The organism is Kitasatospora sp. NPDC087861, from assembly GCF_044742585.1.
Lineage (GTDB): Bacteria > Actinomycetota > Actinomycetes > Streptomycetales > Streptomycetaceae > Kitasatospora.
Genome location: NZ_JBIUUS010000058.1, coordinates 15360 through 33810 on the forward strand (window position 1 = coordinate 15360; position 18451 = coordinate 33810).

Sequence of the window (18451 nt, forward strand, 5' to 3'; positions counted from 1 at the left end):
TTCGCTTGCGTGAATGGCGGAGTGGCTCACAGCGCCGGGTCCGCTGCGGACGATTCCCAGCGCCGCCCGGCGGGCCCGGAGCGCGCGATGGTGTCGGCCATCAGGTCGATGCCGACATCCGGGGGACGAGGCTCGAAGGCGACCAGCGTGCGGAGCAGTGATACATCGGTCACCAGCCGACCCACATCCGTGTTCGAAGTGGGGCCGGTCACGACGGGGATCTCGGATTTCATGGCGACAGAGACCCTCTCGAGCACCTGGGAAATCGAGTACCCGACTCCGGAACCGACGTTGATCACCTCTGGTGGCTCGATGCCATCGCACACCAGGTCGAGTGCGGCTTGAACGAAGTCGTCCACGTGGATGAAGTCCCGGATCTGGCGTCCGTCGCCGTACAGCCTGAACGGCTCGCCCGTCAATGCGCTCCGGAAGGCCGCAGAAATCACGCCCTGTCCTCGCGAACTGGGCAGCAGCCGTCCGTAGATGTTCGCGCAGCGCAGGGAATGGGTACGGAGCCCGTGGACCCTCCGGTAGTAGCTCAGGTAGTGCTCACCGGTGAGTCGTGACATTCCGTACGGAGAGGTCGGCTCTCCGAGGTCCGACTCCTTCTTCGGAACCGCTCCCGGGCTGTAGACGGCGCCAGCCGAGGACAAGAACACTATTCTTGTCGCGGTAGGAGAGCTGCGCACCGCTTCGCAGATGGGGATCAACAACGACAGGGTGCCGATCGCATCGGCCGATGGTTCGATCGATGAGGGGACGGGGAACCGTCCGCCGGCGGCGACGAAGATGACGTCCACGCCGTTCTCGATGATCCCCGGGATGTGGTCTGCGCCGCTGCCAATGATGAGTCGGTTTCCGCTAGACGTGAATTCGCCGTCCGACAGGGAGAACGGGTCGGAGTGGCCGACAACGGTCACTTCGCAGCCACGGTGCACGGCGCCGCGGCCGAGAGCGCTGCCGAGGAAGCCGGCTCCGACTATGGCGATGTGCGTCATTTCCGCCTCCCTTTCCGACAGCGTTCTCTGATGGGACGGGGTGCCCTGATGGTTCGTGGGATGTTCGCTTGCTGCCGTCCCCGCTCCTACTGCGGCGCCAATGGTCTCTGAAGCCCCGTCATTTTCTCGTCGCATCCGTCGGCCTGTCCATCGGCTCTTGTGCCTAGGCTGCCGCGCCGAGTTGGTGGGCGGTGCACCGCCGGGTCACGGCCGAGCCGCCACCCGGTCGTCCCGGCCGCCAGCGTCCAGCCGCAGGTCCACCCCTGCCGCATCGGGATGCCGCTCGTGGCGCAGGCTGCGGACCAGCTGCTCGTCAATCCCGGGCATGTCTCACACAGGTGTCTTCCGTCACGGGTTCCGCCGTCGGCGGAACCCGACGGGGAGCTACGGTAGTGCGGCAGCCCGGACCAGGCGGTCGAGCGTCCGGGCGTCGCTGATCAGTGGATCGTCGAATTCCCTCGAACCGGCGTCGATGGCTCCCAGAACCCATGACAGGAAGATCTCCAGGCTGTCCGAGCGGTTGATTCGCCGCACCTCGTGCTGCTCGCCGAACGTGACCTCCAGCTCCGCCGTCATGTCAGGGGGAATGGAGAAGGCGCGCTCGATCCCGGCGGTGAAACCGGGGCCAGCCAAGCGGAGGCAGTTCTGGTACAGCGTGGTGAAGCCGAAGTGCCCAGTCACCGCCCTGCCGCCGGGGTAGCCCGCGAGCACACTGTACGAGGTGTCCAGACCGTCGGCGGAGCGATTCCCCACGACGACGCTCAGCCGCTCCGGTTCCACTCCCCACAGCACTCGGCCCAACGAGGCGAAGTACGGCCCGGTGTCCATCAGGGCCCCGCCACCCTTCCGTCGGTCGTACCGGAAGTCGCCCGGCGGAACCGGTGGTGTGAACACCGCTGCCGCGGTCATGCCCTCCGTACCCAGCTCGTCGAACACCGACCTGACGGCTTCAAATACGGGATGGAAGCTGTAGCAGACGGCTTCCGCCACGACGAGGCCAGATGATCGGGCCACCGTGAGGACTTCCTCAACCACCGCCAGGCTCAGCAGTCCTGGCTTGTCGACGACCACATGGTTTCCGGTATCCAACGCATGGCGCACAACCGTCGCATGCTCGCTGTTGGTCGTGGAGACGTAGACCAGCCCGGGGCGATTCCGCTCCAAGGCCTCGCGCCAGTCACTATGCAGGAGGCCGAACTTCGGCAGATGTCGGACGTCCTGCGCACGGGCGTGCGCACTAGCGATGTCCAGCCTGTCGATCCGCTCCAGCGCGGCCACAGCCGGCAGGACCCGCCGCTGGGCGAATCTCGACATACCGATCAGGAGTAGGTTCATGGCCCCTCGGGTCGATGGTCAACTCGGACGTAAATATGTCGGGTTGGGACGGAAGCCCAGCTCCCGCGTCGAGCGGCGGCGACATTCCTCTTGCCTGCGGACGAACGGCCTTCGTTCCACGTCGTCCTCAGGTGCTGTAAGCAGCCGCTTGGATTCCGTACAGGTCGGCGTAGCGGCCTCCGTTGAGGGCGCTCAGCTCGGCGTGGGTGCCGGACTCGACCAGTCGGCCCCGGTCGAGGACGAGGATCAGGTCGGCGCCGGTCACTGTGGAGAAACGGTGCGAGACAATCACGGTAACCGCCCCGGTGCTCTTGGCGAGTTGACGTGCGCGTCCCATCTGGCGCTCGAAGATGGCATGCTCGCTGGGGGCGTCGAGGGAGGCCGTGGGCTCGTCCAGCACGAAGAGCAGTGGCTCGCCCCGCATGACGGCACGCGCGAGCGCGACCCTCTGCCACTGCCCCTCGGAGAGATCGACGCCGCCGAGCTCGCGCCCGAGTTGGGTGTCCATGCCCTGTGGCAGGCACTTCACGATGTCCGTGGCGTCGGCCTCCCGCACCGCGCGTGCGATGCGCTCGTGGTCGGTCAGGTGCGGCAGGTCGCCGAGACCGACGCCCTCGGCGAACGTCGTCTCCAGGCGTCCGAAGTCCTGGAACGCGGCGCTGATGTGCGAGCGCCAGTCAGCGGTGTCGAGGTCGGCGAGGTCCGTGCCGTCGACGGTGATCCGGCCCTCGTCCGGCCGGTAGAACTTGGCGAGGAGCTTTACCAGGGTGGTCTTGCCCGATCCGTACTCACCGACGATCGCGACCACTGTCCCCGCTGGAATGCGGACGCTGACATCATCGAGGGCCAGGCGGTCGGTGCCGGGGTAGCTGTAGGAGACGTGCTCGAAGGCGATACCTTGGTCCAGCCGGCTGGGGGCGGGAATGGTGCCGACCGTACGGGCCGTCTCGGCGGCGGCGTACGCCCTCAGCCAGAAGTACGACTCGATGGCCGTCCTTGTCGCAAGCGTGCTCTCCGTGCGACCAACCACCTGCTGCACAGTCTGCCGCAGGCCGGACGCAACGGTTACGGCCATCACCACATCGCCCGCGGTGCCTCGGCCATGCGCTGCCTGGTAGGCGACAAGAGCGAGCGTTCCGACGTACCCGCAGGCGAAGACCGCCCAGCCGCCGAACTTGCTCCCCGCAGCACGCATCCGGGCCCGGTAGCGCAGGTGCGCCACCTCGTCCCAGGCTGCAGCCTGCCTGCGGACGAGTTCCTCGCCGGCGCCCGCTACGCGGATGTCCTTGCCGCTGTCGGCGCGGGTGCCGAGTTGGAAGAGGTGGCGCTGTAGCCGGAAAGCCTCGGCGGTCGCCGTCTCGGCATCCAGCACGGCTTGCTTCCCGCGGTGGTCAAACCACAGCGGGACCGCGGCAAAGAGGAGGAGGAACAGCAGCCAAGGGCTCACGGCGCCCAGGATGAGGAGCATGAGGCCCAGCTGTAGCCCGGAGCGGACGGCCATGACCAACTGCCATGGGCTCATGCAGATCTGCCAGCTGTGGTCACGCGCTCCCTCCAACCTGTCCAGGAAGTCGGTGCGCTCCATGTGGTCCAGGCCCTCAATCCCGGCGATCCAACCGTGGATCTGCGGACGCAACTCCCCGTTCGTCTTGTCCAACAGCAGTTGGAACAGGTCCCACGTCGTCTGCTGGAGCGTCACGGTCACGCCGTAACAGACGGCCGCGACGCAGGCCGCCGCCACGGCCGTGCCCAGCGTGCCGTGGGCGCTGGCGTCGATCACCGCACGCAGCGACAGGGCGATCCCGGCGGCGGCTGCGATGGTCAGTGCGCAGACACCGATCATCGCAGCCGTCGCGGCCGGAGCCCGCCGCCACGAGATCCTCAGCAGCTCGTACCACAAGGCCAGGTAGCGCCTCACAACAGTTCGTCTTCCTCGATCGCGTGCCGGTGGCCGTGTTGGAAGCGCTCCGCCTGGATCGCGAACATCCTGGCGTAGCTGCCGCCAAGTGCGACCAGCTCGTCGTGGCTGCCGGATTCAGTGATCCGGCCGCCGTCGAGCAGCACGATCCGGTCAGCCTGTCGCACCGTGGACAGACGGTGGGAGATCAGCACGACACCGGCCGCGTTGCGCTGTTCGGCCAGCCGCCGGAAGACTTCGAACTCGGTGCGGACGTCCAGGTGGGCGGTCGGCTCGTCGAGGACGAGCAGCTCCGCGCCCGTACGCAACGCGTACAGCGCCCGGGTCAGCACGACCTGCTGCCACTGGCCACCGGACAAATCCACGCCGCCCGTGCGCGAGCGTGCCAGCGGCGTCTCCCAGCCGTCGGGAAGGCGATCAAGAACCGGTTGCAGTCCCGCATCCTGGGCCGCCGCCTCCAATACGGCCGGATCCGGTACACCGGGCCGGCCGAGAGTGACGTTGTCCGCTGCTGACAGCTGGTACTTGACGAAATCCTGGAAGACGACGGATATCCGCTCCCGCCATGCTTCGGCTCCCAGCTCGGACAGGTCCTGGCCCTCGCCGACGAGGATGCGCCCGCTGGTCGGGTCGTACAGTCCGGCGAGCAGTTTGATGAGAGTTGACTTGCCTGCCCCGTTGAGGCCGACGATGGCGAGCAGCTCGCCGGAGCGGATCTCCAGGTCGAGTCCGTCGAGCACGGCATGTGTCGTCCCCGGGTAGGTGAAACCGACTTGCTCGAAACGGACAGGACTGTAGGACCGGGTACGGGCCGGGGCCGCGGGAAGCGGGTGCCGGGTGTGCTTCCCGAAGAGCCCGGCCAACTCGTCATATGCCGTGAGGGCCTCGAGCCCGGACAGCCGGGTCAGGGCGCTGTCTCCCGACCCGAACATCGTGAACAACGACGCTCCAGCCGCCAACACCGCAGTCTCCGTTGCGATCGAGCCATGTCCGTTCACTGTTCCCGCCGCCACGGCCGTGATCGCGAGCAGCAAGGAGGGTGCCACCAGTAGGGGAATCCACAGCTGACCACGGATGTGGCGTTTCCACAAGGCGAACATGGGCTCGCTGCGGGCCACGTGAAGCCGCGAGAGCCTCCGCACCGCCCAGTCGCCGAATCCGAAGACCCGCAGGTCCTTGCCCACTCCCCCCGAGGTCAGCATTTCCTGCCAGCGGTCTGCCCTCAGAAGCTCACCGAGCTGGGCCCGCCAGAGCATGACGGACTCCAACCGTTGGCGGTAGCGCAGCCGGACACAGGCCAGCGAGGGAATCAACAGCAACGGCACCAGCCACCAGGAGAACTGAGCGACTACCAGGCAGGCTGCGGCGGCTCCTGCGGCATCCGCCGCCTGATCAAGCTCCGCCAGGGCGGCCTGCCCCGGCGTGCGTTGCGTGTAATCGTCAGGGTCGGCCTTGGCCTGCCGAATCAGCTGCTGTGCCTCGGGGCGCTCCAGGACGTCAACAGTCGGACTGCTCGCCACCAAGCGGGTCACGGCCACGCGATGTGCCCCGTCGATCCGCTGCTGCGTCAGATAGGCCAAGGGTTCGACGAATGTCTCCGCCGCATGACTCACGAACAGCACCGCACCGAACGCGGCCAGCGGCACCAGCATGGTGCTGAAGGACTTGGTACCGTGCACCGTAAGCCGGCTCATGAGCAATCCCACCACCATGGCAGTGGCTGCCGGAATCATCCTTTGGGTCAGCCGCATCACGGTGACGGCAGCCGCGATTCCCTTTCCTGCCGACCACAGCAACCCAAGCAGACGAGGCGTGTTTCCCATTCGGTATCCTTTCGACCTCGGCGCCACCCCGATTCGGAGCGCTGCGCTCGTCAGCGCCCGGCCAGGAGGCAAGCCAATTCCCGCACGCTCGACTCCTCGATGTCCCGGAGGAATGAAATGATCTCACTCCTTGAGAGTACGGCCGTGTCTGCGCGCAGGAACGTCATGACTTTCTTGCGACTGCCATGCGCCCTGAGGTAGAACCTTCGACCGATCCGGTCTTGCGACGTCCCGAGCACGCGAATGATCCGGGTATCTGCGCGGATCGAACTGATGAGGTCCAACGCTGCCCGCGAGTCCAGCCCAGCAATCTGGGGTTCGATCCCAGAAGTTTCGAGCGGCATGACATTGATGTTGCACGAAAGATCCACACTCCTCTCCCGCTCCTGCTCGATCTGTGCGACGGCAACCGCTACTTGAGCTGGATCATGTTTGGCTGCGGCGTATGCCGGAACGGCGGCGCACCAAGTGCGTCTCACCAATTCCCGAAGGTCTGCGGAAGTGACATCGATCGTTATTGGAGAATCCTGGGCAACGGACCCGGTGGCATTCATTTCTGCTGGGGTGATACGGTTGTGGCACCACGCCAGGAAGAATGCCTTCTTTTCTCCACCTATCCCAGCGAGCAGCGCAGCGGCTATGGCCAGAAAAACTGTCTCCTGACTGGCGCGAAGCTCGCGCGACAGAAAATAGAGGGCTACGGCCAGGGCTTCCGACTCAATGTACACCTCCACAAATCGAGAAGGCTCCGGAGCGAGTGCTCGCCCCCGGAACATATCAACCGGAGCATCCACAAGCTGCCGCCTCCAGTACCGCATGGATCTTTCGGATACCATCCGGCCCGCGGCGCCCCGCTCATGTTCTGCATAGTCCAGGGGATGCATTCTAGACGAAAGGGGAGTCGAGTCAACTGCCATTGCGGGCGCCGCGAGAAGCCGTTCCGTTTCTCTCGCAATGTTCTGCATGTCCCAACCGTCCGCCGCCATGTGAAAGACGGCTATCACAAGATATCGAGGCCGCCCGTCACTCGTGACGATTGCGGCCCGAAATGGAAAGTCATCCAGCACGAAAGGCTTGCGCTGGAATTCGGCCGCAAGATCGACGGCCACGGAGCCCGCCTCGCCGGCCGGCACGGAGTACTCTGCGACCTCGATGCTCCCCTCCGCCGGAACATGCTGATACGGCTCACCCGCGGCGGAAATCGGGTAAATTGTGCGCAGAGGCTCCCGGCGCTGCAGGAGTACTTGCAGGCCGACCAAGACGTCGGCCAAGCTTGTTGGTTCTGGAATGTCGATGATCTGACGCATATTGAACTGAACATGCTCGGGAGCAAACCACTTCGCCTCGGCCCATATGCATTTCTGCCCCCAGGTCAGGGGGGCATCGCCGGTTCGACCGCCAGTGAATCGAACTTCATGAATCGCCACAGGGCCTCCCCGTATCGCTCTTCTACTAGCCGACACCCGATTCATTATCGCTTGCCAAGGCGTAAATAAGCCGCCCCACGTGTCGAACGCGACCGATAGGCGGTCCTGACGCATGAACGTCAGTCGTCGATCGCCTGGTAGGCGGCCCTCCAGAACTCAAGGGAGATCGGCAGGCCCCTCCACTCCGTCCGCTGGAGGATGAGGATCGTCGTCATGTCCGCGACGGGGTCGTTGATCCAGGTGCTGCCGTACTTCCCGTACCATCCGTAGCTCCCAGCGGAGGGGCCGAGGCGCGCCGACCTAGTGCGGACCGACATCCCGAAACCCCAGCCGTATTCCTTGAAGAACGACCCCGGCACGAATCTGGAGAGCGCTTTCTGTGTCAGCGTCAGGTGGTTGCTCGTCATCAGTGCTACCGATGGCCGCGAGAGCACTCGCTCGCCATGGAGCAGGGCCGAGGCGAAGGCAAGGTAGTCGTCGCCGGTCGACAGGAGCCCGCTGGCGGGCGCCTTGAACGTCGGCGGCCGTCTCCAGCGCCCGTCGGGACCGTCTTCGACGACGAGCGCGCCGGTGACTCCGTCGGGCTGGTACGCGGTCGCCAGGCGGCCGGCGCTCTCGCCGGCCACGGTGAAGACGGTGTCCTTCATCCCGAGGGGCTCGCAGAGCCGTTCGCGCAGGGCATCCCCCAGGGACATGCCGGTGGCGCGAGCAATGAGCAGGCCCGTCACCGTGGGGCCGGCGTTGTACATGAACCGCTCACCCGGCTGGTAGACGAGCGGTAGCTCGCCGAGCCGGCGAATCCACTCGTCCAGCGACGGTTCGGGATCGCCCGGGACCTGCGTGTGCCCGAGCGCATCGAGCGCATCCGAGATCGGCACCGTCCCCGGCTGGGCGATTGCCGTGCCGGTGACAACCACGCCGGTGCCGAGGCGGCAGGTGAGCAGATCCCGCAGGGTTATCGGGCGCTCCGCCGGGACGGTGTCATTCAGTGGCCCGCTCGGATCAGCGAGCACCTTCATGTCCGCCAGTTCCGGGAGGTGCGCGTCGACGGGGTCGTCGAGGCGCAGCGTGCCGTCTTCGACGAGCGTCATCGCGCAGGCGGCGACGACCGGCTTCGTCATCGATGCGATGCGGCAGATCGTGTCAGCTGCCATCACTTTCCTCGAGCCTGCACCTTCGAAGGCCAGATGGCCCCTTGCCTCGATGTGGACCTCACCGCGCCGGGCAAGGACGGCAACCACCCCCGAGCCGTGGCCGGCGTCGACGTAGCGCTCGAGCACGTCCCGCACGCGGGCCAGCCGTTTGGATGAGAAGCCGCCTGTGGTCACTCTTTCCTCCTTCTCATCGCCGCCGCCGTCACGCCGTCCGCGCCGCAGACCCGATCCGCTTCAGTCGCCGAGCCGAGTGCAGACCGACCCGTTCCACGCGCTCCGCCTGCGCTCGGCATCACCTGGAGATCGCCAGCGGAATCACGGCGTCGAGCCCGGCCCGGTGCGTCCCTCAGGCCATGACATGGCAGCGTTCAATGCCCAGTCAGATGCAACAGCGGGGGCTTTTCTCAGGCTATGAGGGTATCGGCGCGTTCCACAAGTGGCCGGTGCTCCAGGGTCGAAGAGCCGGTCGACAGCGTCTCCGATCAGCCGGGATCATCCGTTTCTCGACAGCTTTTGCCTGCGGACAAGGGAGCATCGGGCCTTGAAGACTCCGGTTATTGACTGCACTTCGCACCAGGAGCGACTCCTCGCCCTCGCCTCCGCCCTCCCGAGGGTTCCGCGCGCGGACGTCTACGCCTTCCTGGAGGCGGCGAATGTACAGGCAGACAAGCTCCCGGAAGAAATCGCCACAGCCTTGGACGAGTTCAACACCGAAGGCAATCAGCACGGCTACCTTCTCCTGAAGGGCCTTCCGGTTGAGCCGGACGACGAACTGGCGCCGACACCCCGCTCGACACCCACGCCAGAGGACCGTCAGCTCCTGAACATGGAGGCGATGCTCGCCATCGCCGGACGCCGACTCGGACTCCACACCGCCTACGACCAGGGATACGGCAACCGCCGCTCGCGCACGGTCCTCCATGAGCTGTACCCCACCCCACAGGCCCACCCCCTCTCGGGCGAGACCTCCACGATCCAGCTCGAATTCCACTCGGACCTGTCCCACCACGCGCTCCAGCCGAGCTACATCGTGCTCGCCTGCTCCCGAGGCGACCACGAGGGCAAGGCCGCGACCCTCATCGGCTCGATCCGCAAGGCCTTGCCCCTGCTCAGCGATGAGGTGAAGGATCACCTGTTCGACCGCAAGCTCCGCCGCCCCGTCGGAATCGGCTTCCGCGACCAGATCGAGGATCCGAATGCCATGACCTACGTCAAGCCGCTGTACGGCGACAGGGACGATCCATACCTCGGGTACGACCGCTCCGTCCTGACAGCCGAGGACCAGGCCGACAAGGCGGCACTGGAAGCGCTGGCCGACGCGCTCGACAGCACGGCCGAAGCGGTCCACCTGGGCGCCGGCGACCTGCTGGTCATCGACAACCTGCGAACCGCCCACGCACGCACACCGTTTGAGGCGCGTTGGGACGGCAAGGACCGTTGGCTCCACCGCGCCTACGTCCGCACCAGCCGCAACGGCCAGCTCACCGGCGGCGAACGGGCCGGAGACGTGGTCGACTTCATTCCCCGCCGGTAAAGCGCCAGACGCCGGGGCGACAACCGGCACTACAGCAGCGTTCCAGTTGACCAGTGATGTTGAATCGTGCCTGGTGGCCGGAGCGGAGTCCTCCTCGCCGCGTCGGCGGTCGCAGGACTTCTCGGAGGCAGCGTGGTGATGGCAGAGCCTGTGGGACAACCCTCATGAGCGGCCAGTCGTCAATGCTGCCCAGGCCCACCGTGGCACCTGTTCGAAGAGAGAAGTGCCGTGTCGTCACAAATCGATCCATGGAGCCGGTGCTCCGATGCTGACCGCGAGGTCATCGAACTACTCCAGGGGGAGGTGCGGCCCGTCCCCGACGACGAGATCGAGCAGCGCCTACGGGGCCACTATCGACACAGCGGTGATCGCGTTGCGGTGATAGATGGCACTCGCTCGTGGACGTACGCCGAACTGGGTGAGCGAGTCTTCGGCCTGGCGCACTGCCTTGCCGTGAATTTCCCACCAACCGGGATGCTCGAGGAACAGGTATTCGGCGTCGCGGTCGACCGCTCGCCGGAACTCATCATGGCTGTCCATGCCGTGGCGCTGACCGGGGCTGCCTACTGCCCCATCAGCCCAGCCGATCCCGCACCGTGGCAGTCGTCCGTTGTCGGGACGAGCGGGGCAGCAGCCGTCCTGGCGGTCGACGACACGAGTCAGGACATCTTCCCGCACTCCTTCGCAATCAGTTCAGAGGCCTGTGTCAAGCCGGACTTCGAACCCGCAACTGGCGGAATGTGCCTTGCCGCCCAGGTCATCTTCACCTCGGGTTCGACCGGTCGGCCCAAGGGCGTCATCTGCAGTCGTGCCGGCTTCGCCAATCGGCTCCGCTGGATGCAGGAGACCTTCCCGCTCGGGCCCCGCGACCGGGTTGCTCTCAAGACGCCCGTCACCTTCGATGTCGCCGGTTGGGAGATGTTCTGGCCCCAGTACGCCGGCGCGGCAACCGTCATCGTACCGCCCGGTGAACACGCCTCACCCGAGGCCTTGATCTCGCTCTTCAACGAACATCAAGTGACGGTCGCCCACTTCGTACCCTCCATGCTGCGCATGTGGCTCCGGGCCGAAGGCGCTCGCCGCTGCCCGAGCCTGCGCATGGTGTTCTCCAGCGGAGAGGCCCTGGACAGCGCGCTCGTCGAGGAATTCAGCCGACAGTCCGCAGCGGAGCTCCACAATCTGTACGGACCCACCGAAGCTGCGATCGATGTCACGCACTATCCCGCGAGTGCGGCCCCGCGGCAGCCGGTTCCCATCGGGCGTCCGATCACCAACACTCGACTCTACGTCCTGGATGGGGACGGCTTCGTGTGCCCGATTGGCGAACCGGGTGAGATACACATACAGGGCGCAGGCGTTGCGGTCGGGTACCTGGGAGCCGACGAGGAGGAGGCGGCCCGCTTCAATCTGATCCACCTCGATGCGCCCGAAGGCTGGAGGACGTTCCGTACCGGGGACCTGGGCCGATACACGCCTGACGGGCAGATCGAGTACTGCGGCCGTGCCGATGATCAGCTCAAGATCCGTGGCCAGCGAGTTGAGCCCGGCGAGATCATCCAGGCGCTGCGCGACCACGAGAGGGTCCTCGACGCCTACGTGAAGGCCCATGCGTCCGGAAGTGGCCGCACGGTGCTGGTCGCGTACGTCGTGGTCGACAACCAGCATGAGATGGGCAACCCCGTGAGTGCACTCCACGAGCATCTGACACGGCTACTGCCGGCCCGCTCCATTCCCTCGAAGTTCGTTCTGCTCGACTCCATGCCCTTGAGCAGGCACGGGAAGGTTGACGTGCATCGGCTTGACCCGCCAGGACGTGCCCGGCCGGCCCTCGAGGTGGCCTTCCAGGAGCCGAGAGGGCCGATCGAGGAGCTGATCGCGAATACCTGGGCACACGTCCTGGACCTGGACGAGGTGGGAGTGCACGATGACTTTCATGACCTGGGGGGAGACTCACTGAGTGCCGTGGAGATCACGTTCGTTTTGACGGAACTGCTCGGCCTCGAGTACGGCGATGCGATCGTCCCTCGCATCCTCATGGACGGTGACACAGTGGCCCGTTCAGCCGAAATAGCCGAGGAGGCAGGGGTCCGGCTATGAGTCGGGCAGGTCACCCGGGCGTCGAGCAGGCCTGGCGACCCGACGAGCACCCTGCTCTCGCGGTGGCCACAGCGGTGGGGCCCGCCACCACTTCGGCTGAGTAGCTTGGGGACAGGACCTCATGGTGGGACCTGTCCTTCCAGGCACATGGGAGGTTCACGTCAATTCGCCCGGATCGCTTCGCTGAGAAGCCGTCAGCTCTCCACGCCGGAAGATGCCGTCGATCATCAGCATATGACCGGTTGCTTCGTCGCCCTTGTGGTTCTGCTCCAGGGCGACCACCGAGAAGCCGCGTGCGGTCAGAAAGTTCAACACGTCGGGGAACGCGGGCGCGTCCTCGTGCATGTCGGCCAACGACAGTTCGAGTTCCAGCAGCGCGATGCGGTCGAGGATCGGCCCCGCACCCTCGAGGACGGACAGCTCAGCGCCCTCCACGTCCAGCTTCAGGTACACCCGGCGCCCTTCGCAGCCCAGCTCATGCCAGAGGGAGCGCAGCGATCGCATCGGGACCAGTTCCGTACCGGCGTCGACGTCGTCGGGCCACATGCGGGAGTGCAGACCGGTCCGGCTGAAGACCGACGAGCCGAGCGACGTACGCGTCAGGTGCAACAGGACTTGGCCGTCTTCCGGCCCGAGTGCCACGTTGTGGCAGTGCCAGTTGTCGTCCGACCGGGCAGCTTCGGACAGCACGTCGAACGTCGCGGACGCCGGCTCGAACGAGAGGATCTCCCCGCGAAAGCCGCAGTGGCGCATCCACCTCGCGTACTGACCGCCATTCGCACCGCCGTCGATGACCACATCGATGTCCCGGAGGAGGATGCGTCGCCTTTCCTTTGACGTCATCAGGTTCTCGGTGTGGGGCGGAAGGTCCTGTACACCGCGTGGTAGGGGACGCACCATGACAGCCTCGCTCTCGGCTTGAGGATTGGTGGGCGCGGTACCGCCCATGGCCGGTGTGGAGATCGACGGATCATCGGTGCGCTCGTCGGGACCCGTCAGTGATCTGTTCGCCGTTCAAGCTGAACCCGGTGTTCAACGCTGAACCCGGTGCTCGACGCCTGCTTCCCTGATCGCCGCCCAGACCCGGCTTGGTGTCAGCGGCATGTCGATGTGCCGGACACGGAGGTGGGCGACCGCGTCGATGACCGCGTTCTGCACCGCGGGAGTGGAACCGATCGTTCCCGATTCGCCGATGCCCTTGACGCCGAGCGGATTCACGTCCGTGGGGGTCTCGCCGGTTTCCAGTTCGAAGCCGGGCAGGTCGGCGGCGGTGACGGGCCAGTAGTGCACAAGCGTCGCGTTGAGTGGGTTGCCGTCATCGTCGTACCGCACCTCCTCGAACAGCGCCTGGGAGATCCCTTGCGCGATGCCTCCGTGGCGCTGGCCTTCGGCGAGGACCGGATTGAGGACCGGCCCCGCGTCGTCCACGGTCACGTGGCGGAGCACCGTGGTCGTCCCCGTCTCGGTGTCGACCTCGACGACCGAGAGGTGCGCACCGAACGGAAACGTCGGATGGTCCGAGTCGAACTCGACATCGGCACTGATGCCATCCGTCCCGACTTGCTCGACGACCTGGGCCCAGCTCAGGGACCGGCTGGGGTTGCCTGCCACGTGCCAGGTGCCGGAACCGATGTCGAGGGCGACGTCGGTCACGCAGGCTCCGAGGAGGCCGGCGGCGTGCCGCTGGGCCTGGTTCCTGACCTCGGAGGCGGCCATGTGGACCGCGGTACCGCCGAGTTGCAGCGACCGGCTGGAGTAGGTGCCAACGGCCTTCGGGATGAGGTCGGTATCCCCGTGCACGACGGTGATCTGGTCGATCGGGATGCCGAGCTCGGCCTCGACCAGCATCGACCAGGCGGTGTGATGGCCCTGACCCTGCGCCGAGCTGCCGGTCAGCACCGTTGCCCGTCCCCTGCTGTCCACGGTCACTTTGGCGGTCTCACCACCGCCACCGGTCATCTCCACGTAGACGGAGATGCCGATGCCGAGCAGTTTCACGCAGCCGTTGTCCCTGCGGGCGGCCTGCTCGGCTCTGAGCCCCGGGTAGTCGGCGGCCTCGAGGACCCTGTCGAGGGCCGCCTCGTACGCACCGGAGTCGTAGCGGGCCCCGGTTCTGGTGTGGAACGGGAACGCGTCAGCGGCGATGACGTTGCGGCGGCGCACCTCGGCCGGATCCATGCCGATCTCGAGAGCGAACAGGTCCACAGCTCGCTCGATGGCGGCCGTGGCCTCCGGTCGACCCGCGCCGCGGTACTTGTTGACGGGGGTCGTGTTCGTGACGACATAACGGAAACCGGCCTGCACGCAGGGGATGTTGTACACGCCGGGGGCCATCTTGCAGGTCACGGGGGCGAGGGTGCTGGTGCGCGGGTAGGCACCCGCGTCCTGGACGACGTCGAGGCGGTAGGCCGTGATCGTGCCGTCGCGCTTGCCGCCGAGCTTGACGCGGTTGAGCTGGGCGCGGCCCTGGGTCATGGCGACGAGGTTCTCGGCGCGGCTCTCCGCCCACCGCACCGCGGTTCCCGACTTCCACGCGGCCCAGGCGACGACGATCGCGTCCCGGTCGATGCCGATCTTCGCACCGAACCCGCCGCCGACGTCGGGGACGATCACTCGGATCGCGGCCGGCGAGATGCCCAGGGACACGGCGAGGGTGCTCCGGCAGCGTTGAGCGTTCTGGCTGCTGTGCCACACGGTGAGCCTCGAGCCGTCGAAGGCGGCCGCAGTGGCACGACACTCCATCGGGACGCAGGCCACGCGGTGGTTCACGATGTCCCGCTCGACGACCACCTCCGCGTCCGCGAAGACGGCGTCGTCATAGGTGTCGCGGTCCCGCTCGTCGGCGAGGTTGGTCCCGGCCTCCTCGAACAGGAGTATGTCGTCGAGGAGAGCCAGAGCGGGGCCGACGACGGCGGGGATCTGCTCGTAGCGCACGTCGACGAGCTCCGCGGCGTCCCGGCCGACGTGCAGCTCGTCGGTGAGCACGACCGCGACGGGCTCGCCCACGAATCGGACCTTCTCTCCGGCGAGCAGGGGCTCGGCGAAGAACCCGTCGCCTCGCTCCGACTCCCGGAAAGGCTGTGCTGCTGGGAGGTCGGTCAAGTCTGCGGCCGTGTAGACGGCCACTACGCCAGGGTGGGCCTTCGCCTGGGACGTGTCGATGCTGGTGATGATCGCATGCGCGACCGGGGAACGCACGAAGGTCACGTGCGCCGCCCCGATGAGCTCGGGTACCCGCAGGTCGTCGACGTAGACGCCCCCCGAGGTGAGCAGGCGCAGGTCCTCTACCCGCTTTACCCGGGTACCGAAGACGCTCACGGTGCGCTGTCCGGGTTCCTGGTGGTGCGCAGGCAACGGCATGCCATCGGCAGTTCGACCGTCCGGTCGCCGGACAGGCCCAGCTCGTCGCGGGCGTATCGGGCTACCTGCTCGTCCACGGCGTGCCGGGCTTCAGCCGACAGCGCGACCGCGCTGACGTCGGTGCCCAGGTGCCCGACGATCTCCTCGACGGTCACGGTCATCGACCAGGTGAGGCGCAGTTCCTCGAGAGGACTGAACAGGGACCCGGTCGGCGGGTCCATGACGTCACGGGTCGGCGCTGGAGCGGTGACACCTCGGCCGCTCTCGCGGGCCCGCAGTGCGCGGGTGAAGCGGTCGAGCTCCGCGACCCATGGGACGGACAGGTCCCGGTGGTTCCACAGGACGCCGAACGTACCGCCTCCGCGGAGCACCCGCGCGATCTCCGGGATGGCGCGGTCCGGGTCCATCCAGTGCCAGGCCATGGAAATCAGTACCGCGTCGGCCTGGCTGTCGGCCAGGGGCATCTGCTCGCCGGTTCCCGGCAGCGACAGCGCGTGCGGGCAGGTACGGGCGAGGGTCTCGCGCATCCGCGGGTCGGGCTCGACGGCGATGACGTGCCGCACCCGGTCCGCCAGGCCCCGGGTCAACGCGCCGGTGCCAGCAGCGAGGTCGACCACCGTCTCGCACCCGTCCGGGAGGAGCCAGTCCAGAGCCGCCGACGGCACGCTGGGCCGAAAGCGATCGTAACGGTCGGCGATCTCGCCGAAGGACAGTCCTCGTGTTCCGCTCCGGGCCATGGTCATCACCTTTCACCTTCTCGGCGCCCGCATTCATCAGTCAGCGCGGGCCGCGTTCTTGTCGGTCTTCACCTTGACCGCGTGCTGCAGATCGAGGCCGGTCATCTCGGCGATGCTCGCCACGTAGAGCACGACGTCGGCCAATTCCTCCCCGAGGATCTCGTTGCCATTCCGCCAGGCGGTGAAGGCCGCCGCCGCCTTCTCCTGGAGCATGCAGAACTCCAGTGGCACGTCGGTGGTGTTGTAGCCCTTCAGCACCTTGTTGTCCCAGACAAGTCGCTGGAGGGAACTGATGTCCATGTATTTCTCCCGGAGCCGGTGTGAATCTTCATCGGAATGCGAGTCAATTCTCCTACTGGGCCGGCGCCGTACCTAGTGGCTCTTCGGCCATGCGGCACCGTCCAGCTCGCCCCGGCGACGCGAATCCGCCCGCTTGACACGCCGCGGCGCCGGCGGCCCGATCGCTTCCGTCATGGAGCACGAACGCCCCGGACGTCCGGATCTCCGCAGGCGGCGAGGCACAAGGGGTGACTTGGCCAGGTCCCGGTCGCGCCAGCGGCGGAGGAACGCGTACACCCGGTCCCCTTGCGGGAAGTCCGCGGGCATCGCCGACCACTTGATGCCGTTGTCCACCAGGTAGCGGATTGCGTCCAGCATTACCGGTGTTTCTACTGGCGGGTAATCACCCGATCGAGACTCCCGTTCGATCGACAAGCGCTCTGATCGGTACGACAACGGCTACTGAAGTTGAATTCGTGATGTCGCTCGGATGGGTGAAGCCGTAGCGTTCGCCTGCCGGTGGAGGGCTGACCCCGGCCAGGGGTGTTTCAAAGTCCCGGTGATCATGTAAACCGGCTGGTCAGGCAATACCCAAGAGGTCCAGCGACCTATTGAAGGGCTCGTAGGAGACGTGGCGGAGGCCGGCAGCGATGTTGCGGTATCCGTGCTGCCGCAGCGTGTTGATCGCCAAGTTGCGGAGGGTCGCCATGTTCTCGGGTCCGTGGCCGGTGCGGATCTTCGAGGCGTCCTCGCCGAAGGTGGTGTCGCGGACGAAGTGCAGCCGGTTCTCGATGGTCCACTGCGACCTGGCGAGCCGGCCCAGGCGCTGGGGTGAGGCTTCTTGTGAGGTCAGGTCGGTGATCGCATAGACGGTCTGGCGGCTCACCGTGCCGTCCTTGAGGTCGGTGCGGTGTCGCAGGATGCGCACGGCCTGGACGGCGTGGGGGAAGTCCAGGCCGAGACCGGTGACGGTGAGGGCCCTGGTCACGCGGGTCTCCTTGCGACCGTGGGCGATCTCGCGGTCGTAGCGCCTCCCCGTGACGTCCTTCCACGGCAGTGACCGCAGTCGGCGGTGCAACTCGGGCTGGTTGGCCTTGACCACCAACAGGTAGTGGGCCTTCTTCTCCTCCACCAGGAACCGCGCATGGGCGCGTTCGGTGTGCAGGGCGTCGGCGGTTACGGTGACCCCGGTCAGGTCGTAGGGCTCCAGCAGAGCCGCGAAGCAGGTGATTTCGTTGGTCTTGTCGGGAACCCGCAGCTGGGTGATGGTCCGGCCGTCGCTGGTCATCGCGGCCAGCAGGTGGGCGGCGGGAGTCTGGCCGAGCCGGGAGCCACGGGCGGCCTTGCCATCCACGGCCACCGAGTCCGCACCACCGGGATCAGCACCGGTCAGATCGGCCAGGCCGCCGGGACAGAGCAGGTTGACGACCCGTCGGATCGTGGCGGAGCAATTGTCAAGATCTGTGGACGGGACCAATCGGCTGGTAGTCGCCGGTATTGTGAGCTTGGGCCGTGACTGGCGCTGAGGTGGGGTACCACCGGGGAGCGGCCTGACGTCTCGTCGATGCCGTGCGCCTGGGCACCTCACTGTGGAGCTCAGGAGTGGTACGTGATGGAGACGCAGCAGGCGCGGCTGATGGACGGTACGGATCTCGCCCGCCGAATCACCGAGACCAGCGCGGCAGCCGCCGAGAACATCCGTCGGCGCGCGGGGGTGTCCCCCTGTCTGGCGACCGTGCTCGTGGGAGAGGACCCGGCCTCGGTCACGTATGTCCGGATGAAGCAGGCC

General features: G+C 66.6%; 16 protein-coding genes and 1 riboswitch. Of the genes, 3 read left to right on the forward strand and 13 right to left on the reverse strand.

Annotated elements, in window-relative coordinates; translation table 11 throughout:
• Nucleotides 1–26: 26 nt before the first annotated feature.
• The 7 genes from ACIOJE_RS38835 to ACIOJE_RS38865 all read right to left on the reverse strand — a co-directional run bounded on the left by ACIOJE_RS38835 (nucleotide 27) and on the right by ACIOJE_RS38865 (nucleotide 8829).
• Nucleotides 27–998 carry an NAD(P)-dependent oxidoreductase gene (locus ACIOJE_RS38835; RefSeq protein ID WP_280683743.1) on the reverse strand — a complete coding sequence of 324 codons (972 nt, stop codon included), beginning with the start codon at nucleotides 996–998 and terminating at the stop codon, nucleotides 27–29.
• Nucleotides 999–1202: 204 nt separating this feature from the next.
• Entirely contained in the window at nucleotides 1203–1325 is a 123-nt protein-coding gene (locus tag ACIOJE_RS38840; protein WP_280683741.1) for a hypothetical protein, read from the reverse strand.
• Nucleotides 1326–1382: 57 nt separating this feature from the next.
• The gene (locus ACIOJE_RS38845) at nucleotides 1383–2333 is read right to left on the reverse strand and encodes a Gfo/Idh/MocA family oxidoreductase (RefSeq protein WP_280683740.1); all 951 of its coding nucleotides are present in this window, start codon (nucleotides 2331–2333) and stop codon (nucleotides 1383–1385) included.
• 127 nt (nucleotides 2334–2460) lie between these two features.
• Nucleotides 2461–4251: an ABC transporter ATP-binding protein gene (locus tag ACIOJE_RS38850; RefSeq protein WP_280683738.1), complete on the reverse strand. Its 1791-nt coding sequence runs from the start codon at nucleotides 4249–4251 to the stop codon at nucleotides 2461–2463.
• Nucleotides 4248–6074 (reverse strand): ABC transporter ATP-binding protein, encoded by a 1827-nt coding sequence (locus tag ACIOJE_RS38855; RefSeq protein WP_280683737.1) that lies wholly within the window; start codon nucleotides 6072–6074, stop codon nucleotides 4248–4250. Before ACIOJE_RS38855 ends, ACIOJE_RS38850 begins: the two co-directional genes overlap by 4 nt.
• Before the next feature lie 50 nt (nucleotides 6075–6124).
• Nucleotides 6125–7501, reverse strand: a complete 1377-nt coding sequence (locus ACIOJE_RS38860) for a condensation domain-containing protein (RefSeq protein ID WP_280683735.1) — start codon at nucleotides 7499–7501, stop codon at nucleotides 6125–6127.
• Between the two features lie 119 nt (nucleotides 7502–7620).
• Nucleotides 7621–8829 (reverse strand): serine hydrolase domain-containing protein, encoded by a 1209-nt coding sequence (locus tag ACIOJE_RS38865; RefSeq protein ID WP_280683731.1) that lies wholly within the window; start codon nucleotides 8827–8829, stop codon nucleotides 7621–7623.
• A 367-nt stretch (nucleotides 8830–9196) separates the two neighbouring features.
• Between ACIOJE_RS38865 and cs1 the strand changes: the two genes are divergently transcribed.
• Nucleotides 9197–10189: a clavaminate synthase Cs1 gene (gene cs1 / locus ACIOJE_RS38870; protein ID WP_280683729.1), complete on the forward strand. Its 993-nt coding sequence runs from the start codon at nucleotides 9197–9199 to the stop codon at nucleotides 10187–10189.
• 228 nt (nucleotides 10190–10417) lie between these two features.
• On the forward strand, nucleotides 10418–12286 hold the full coding sequence (locus ACIOJE_RS38875) for an amino acid adenylation domain-containing protein (RefSeq protein WP_400783033.1): 1869 nt from the start codon (nucleotides 10418–10420) through the stop codon (nucleotides 12284–12286).
• A gap of 156 nt (nucleotides 12287–12442) precedes the next feature.
• Here the strand turns inward: ACIOJE_RS38875 and ACIOJE_RS38880 are convergent, their stop codons facing one another.
• From ACIOJE_RS38880 to ACIOJE_RS38905, 6 genes are all read right to left on the reverse strand, one after another.
• Nucleotides 12443–13129: an FkbM family methyltransferase gene (locus ACIOJE_RS38880; protein WP_280683726.1), complete on the reverse strand. Its 687-nt coding sequence runs from the start codon at nucleotides 13127–13129 to the stop codon at nucleotides 12443–12445.
• A gap of 189 nt (nucleotides 13130–13318) precedes the next feature.
• A complete protein-coding gene (locus tag ACIOJE_RS38885; RefSeq protein ID WP_280683725.1) occupies nucleotides 13319–15604 on the reverse strand; it encodes a xanthine dehydrogenase family protein molybdopterin-binding subunit in 2286 nt (761 codons plus the stop codon).
• Nucleotides 15601–16389, reverse strand: coding sequence for a class I SAM-dependent methyltransferase (locus ACIOJE_RS38890; protein ID WP_280683724.1), 789 nt, complete (start codon nucleotides 16387–16389; stop codon nucleotides 15601–15603). The genes ACIOJE_RS38885 and ACIOJE_RS38890 overlap by 4 nt, the downstream gene beginning before the upstream one ends.
• 30 nt (nucleotides 16390–16419) lie before the next feature.
• Nucleotides 16420–16683, reverse strand: coding sequence for a MazG nucleotide pyrophosphohydrolase domain-containing protein (locus tag ACIOJE_RS38895; RefSeq protein ID WP_280683722.1), 264 nt, complete (start codon nucleotides 16681–16683; stop codon nucleotides 16420–16422).
• A 72-nt stretch (nucleotides 16684–16755) separates the two neighbouring features.
• On the reverse strand, nucleotides 16756–17040 hold the full coding sequence (locus ACIOJE_RS38900; protein ID WP_280683720.1) for a transposase: 285 nt from the start codon (nucleotides 17038–17040) through the stop codon (nucleotides 16756–16758).
• A 202-nt stretch (nucleotides 17041–17242) separates the two neighbouring features.
• The gene (locus ACIOJE_RS38905; RefSeq protein ID WP_280683718.1) at nucleotides 17243–18022 is read right to left on the reverse strand and encodes an ISAs1 family transposase; all 780 of its coding nucleotides are present in this window, start codon (nucleotides 18020–18022) and stop codon (nucleotides 17243–17245) included.
• A gap of 142 nt (nucleotides 18023–18164) precedes the next feature.
• Nucleotides 18165–18250: riboswitch (ZMP/ZTP riboswitch) on the forward strand.
• Between the two features lie 24 nt (nucleotides 18251–18274).
• On the opposite strand from ACIOJE_RS38905, the gene ACIOJE_RS38910 reads away from it, so the two are divergent.
• Nucleotides 18275–18451, forward strand: a 177-nt coding sequence (locus tag ACIOJE_RS38910; protein ID WP_400783042.1) for a tetrahydrofolate dehydrogenase/cyclohydrolase catalytic domain-containing protein, incomplete at its 3' end; no start/stop codon positions are given.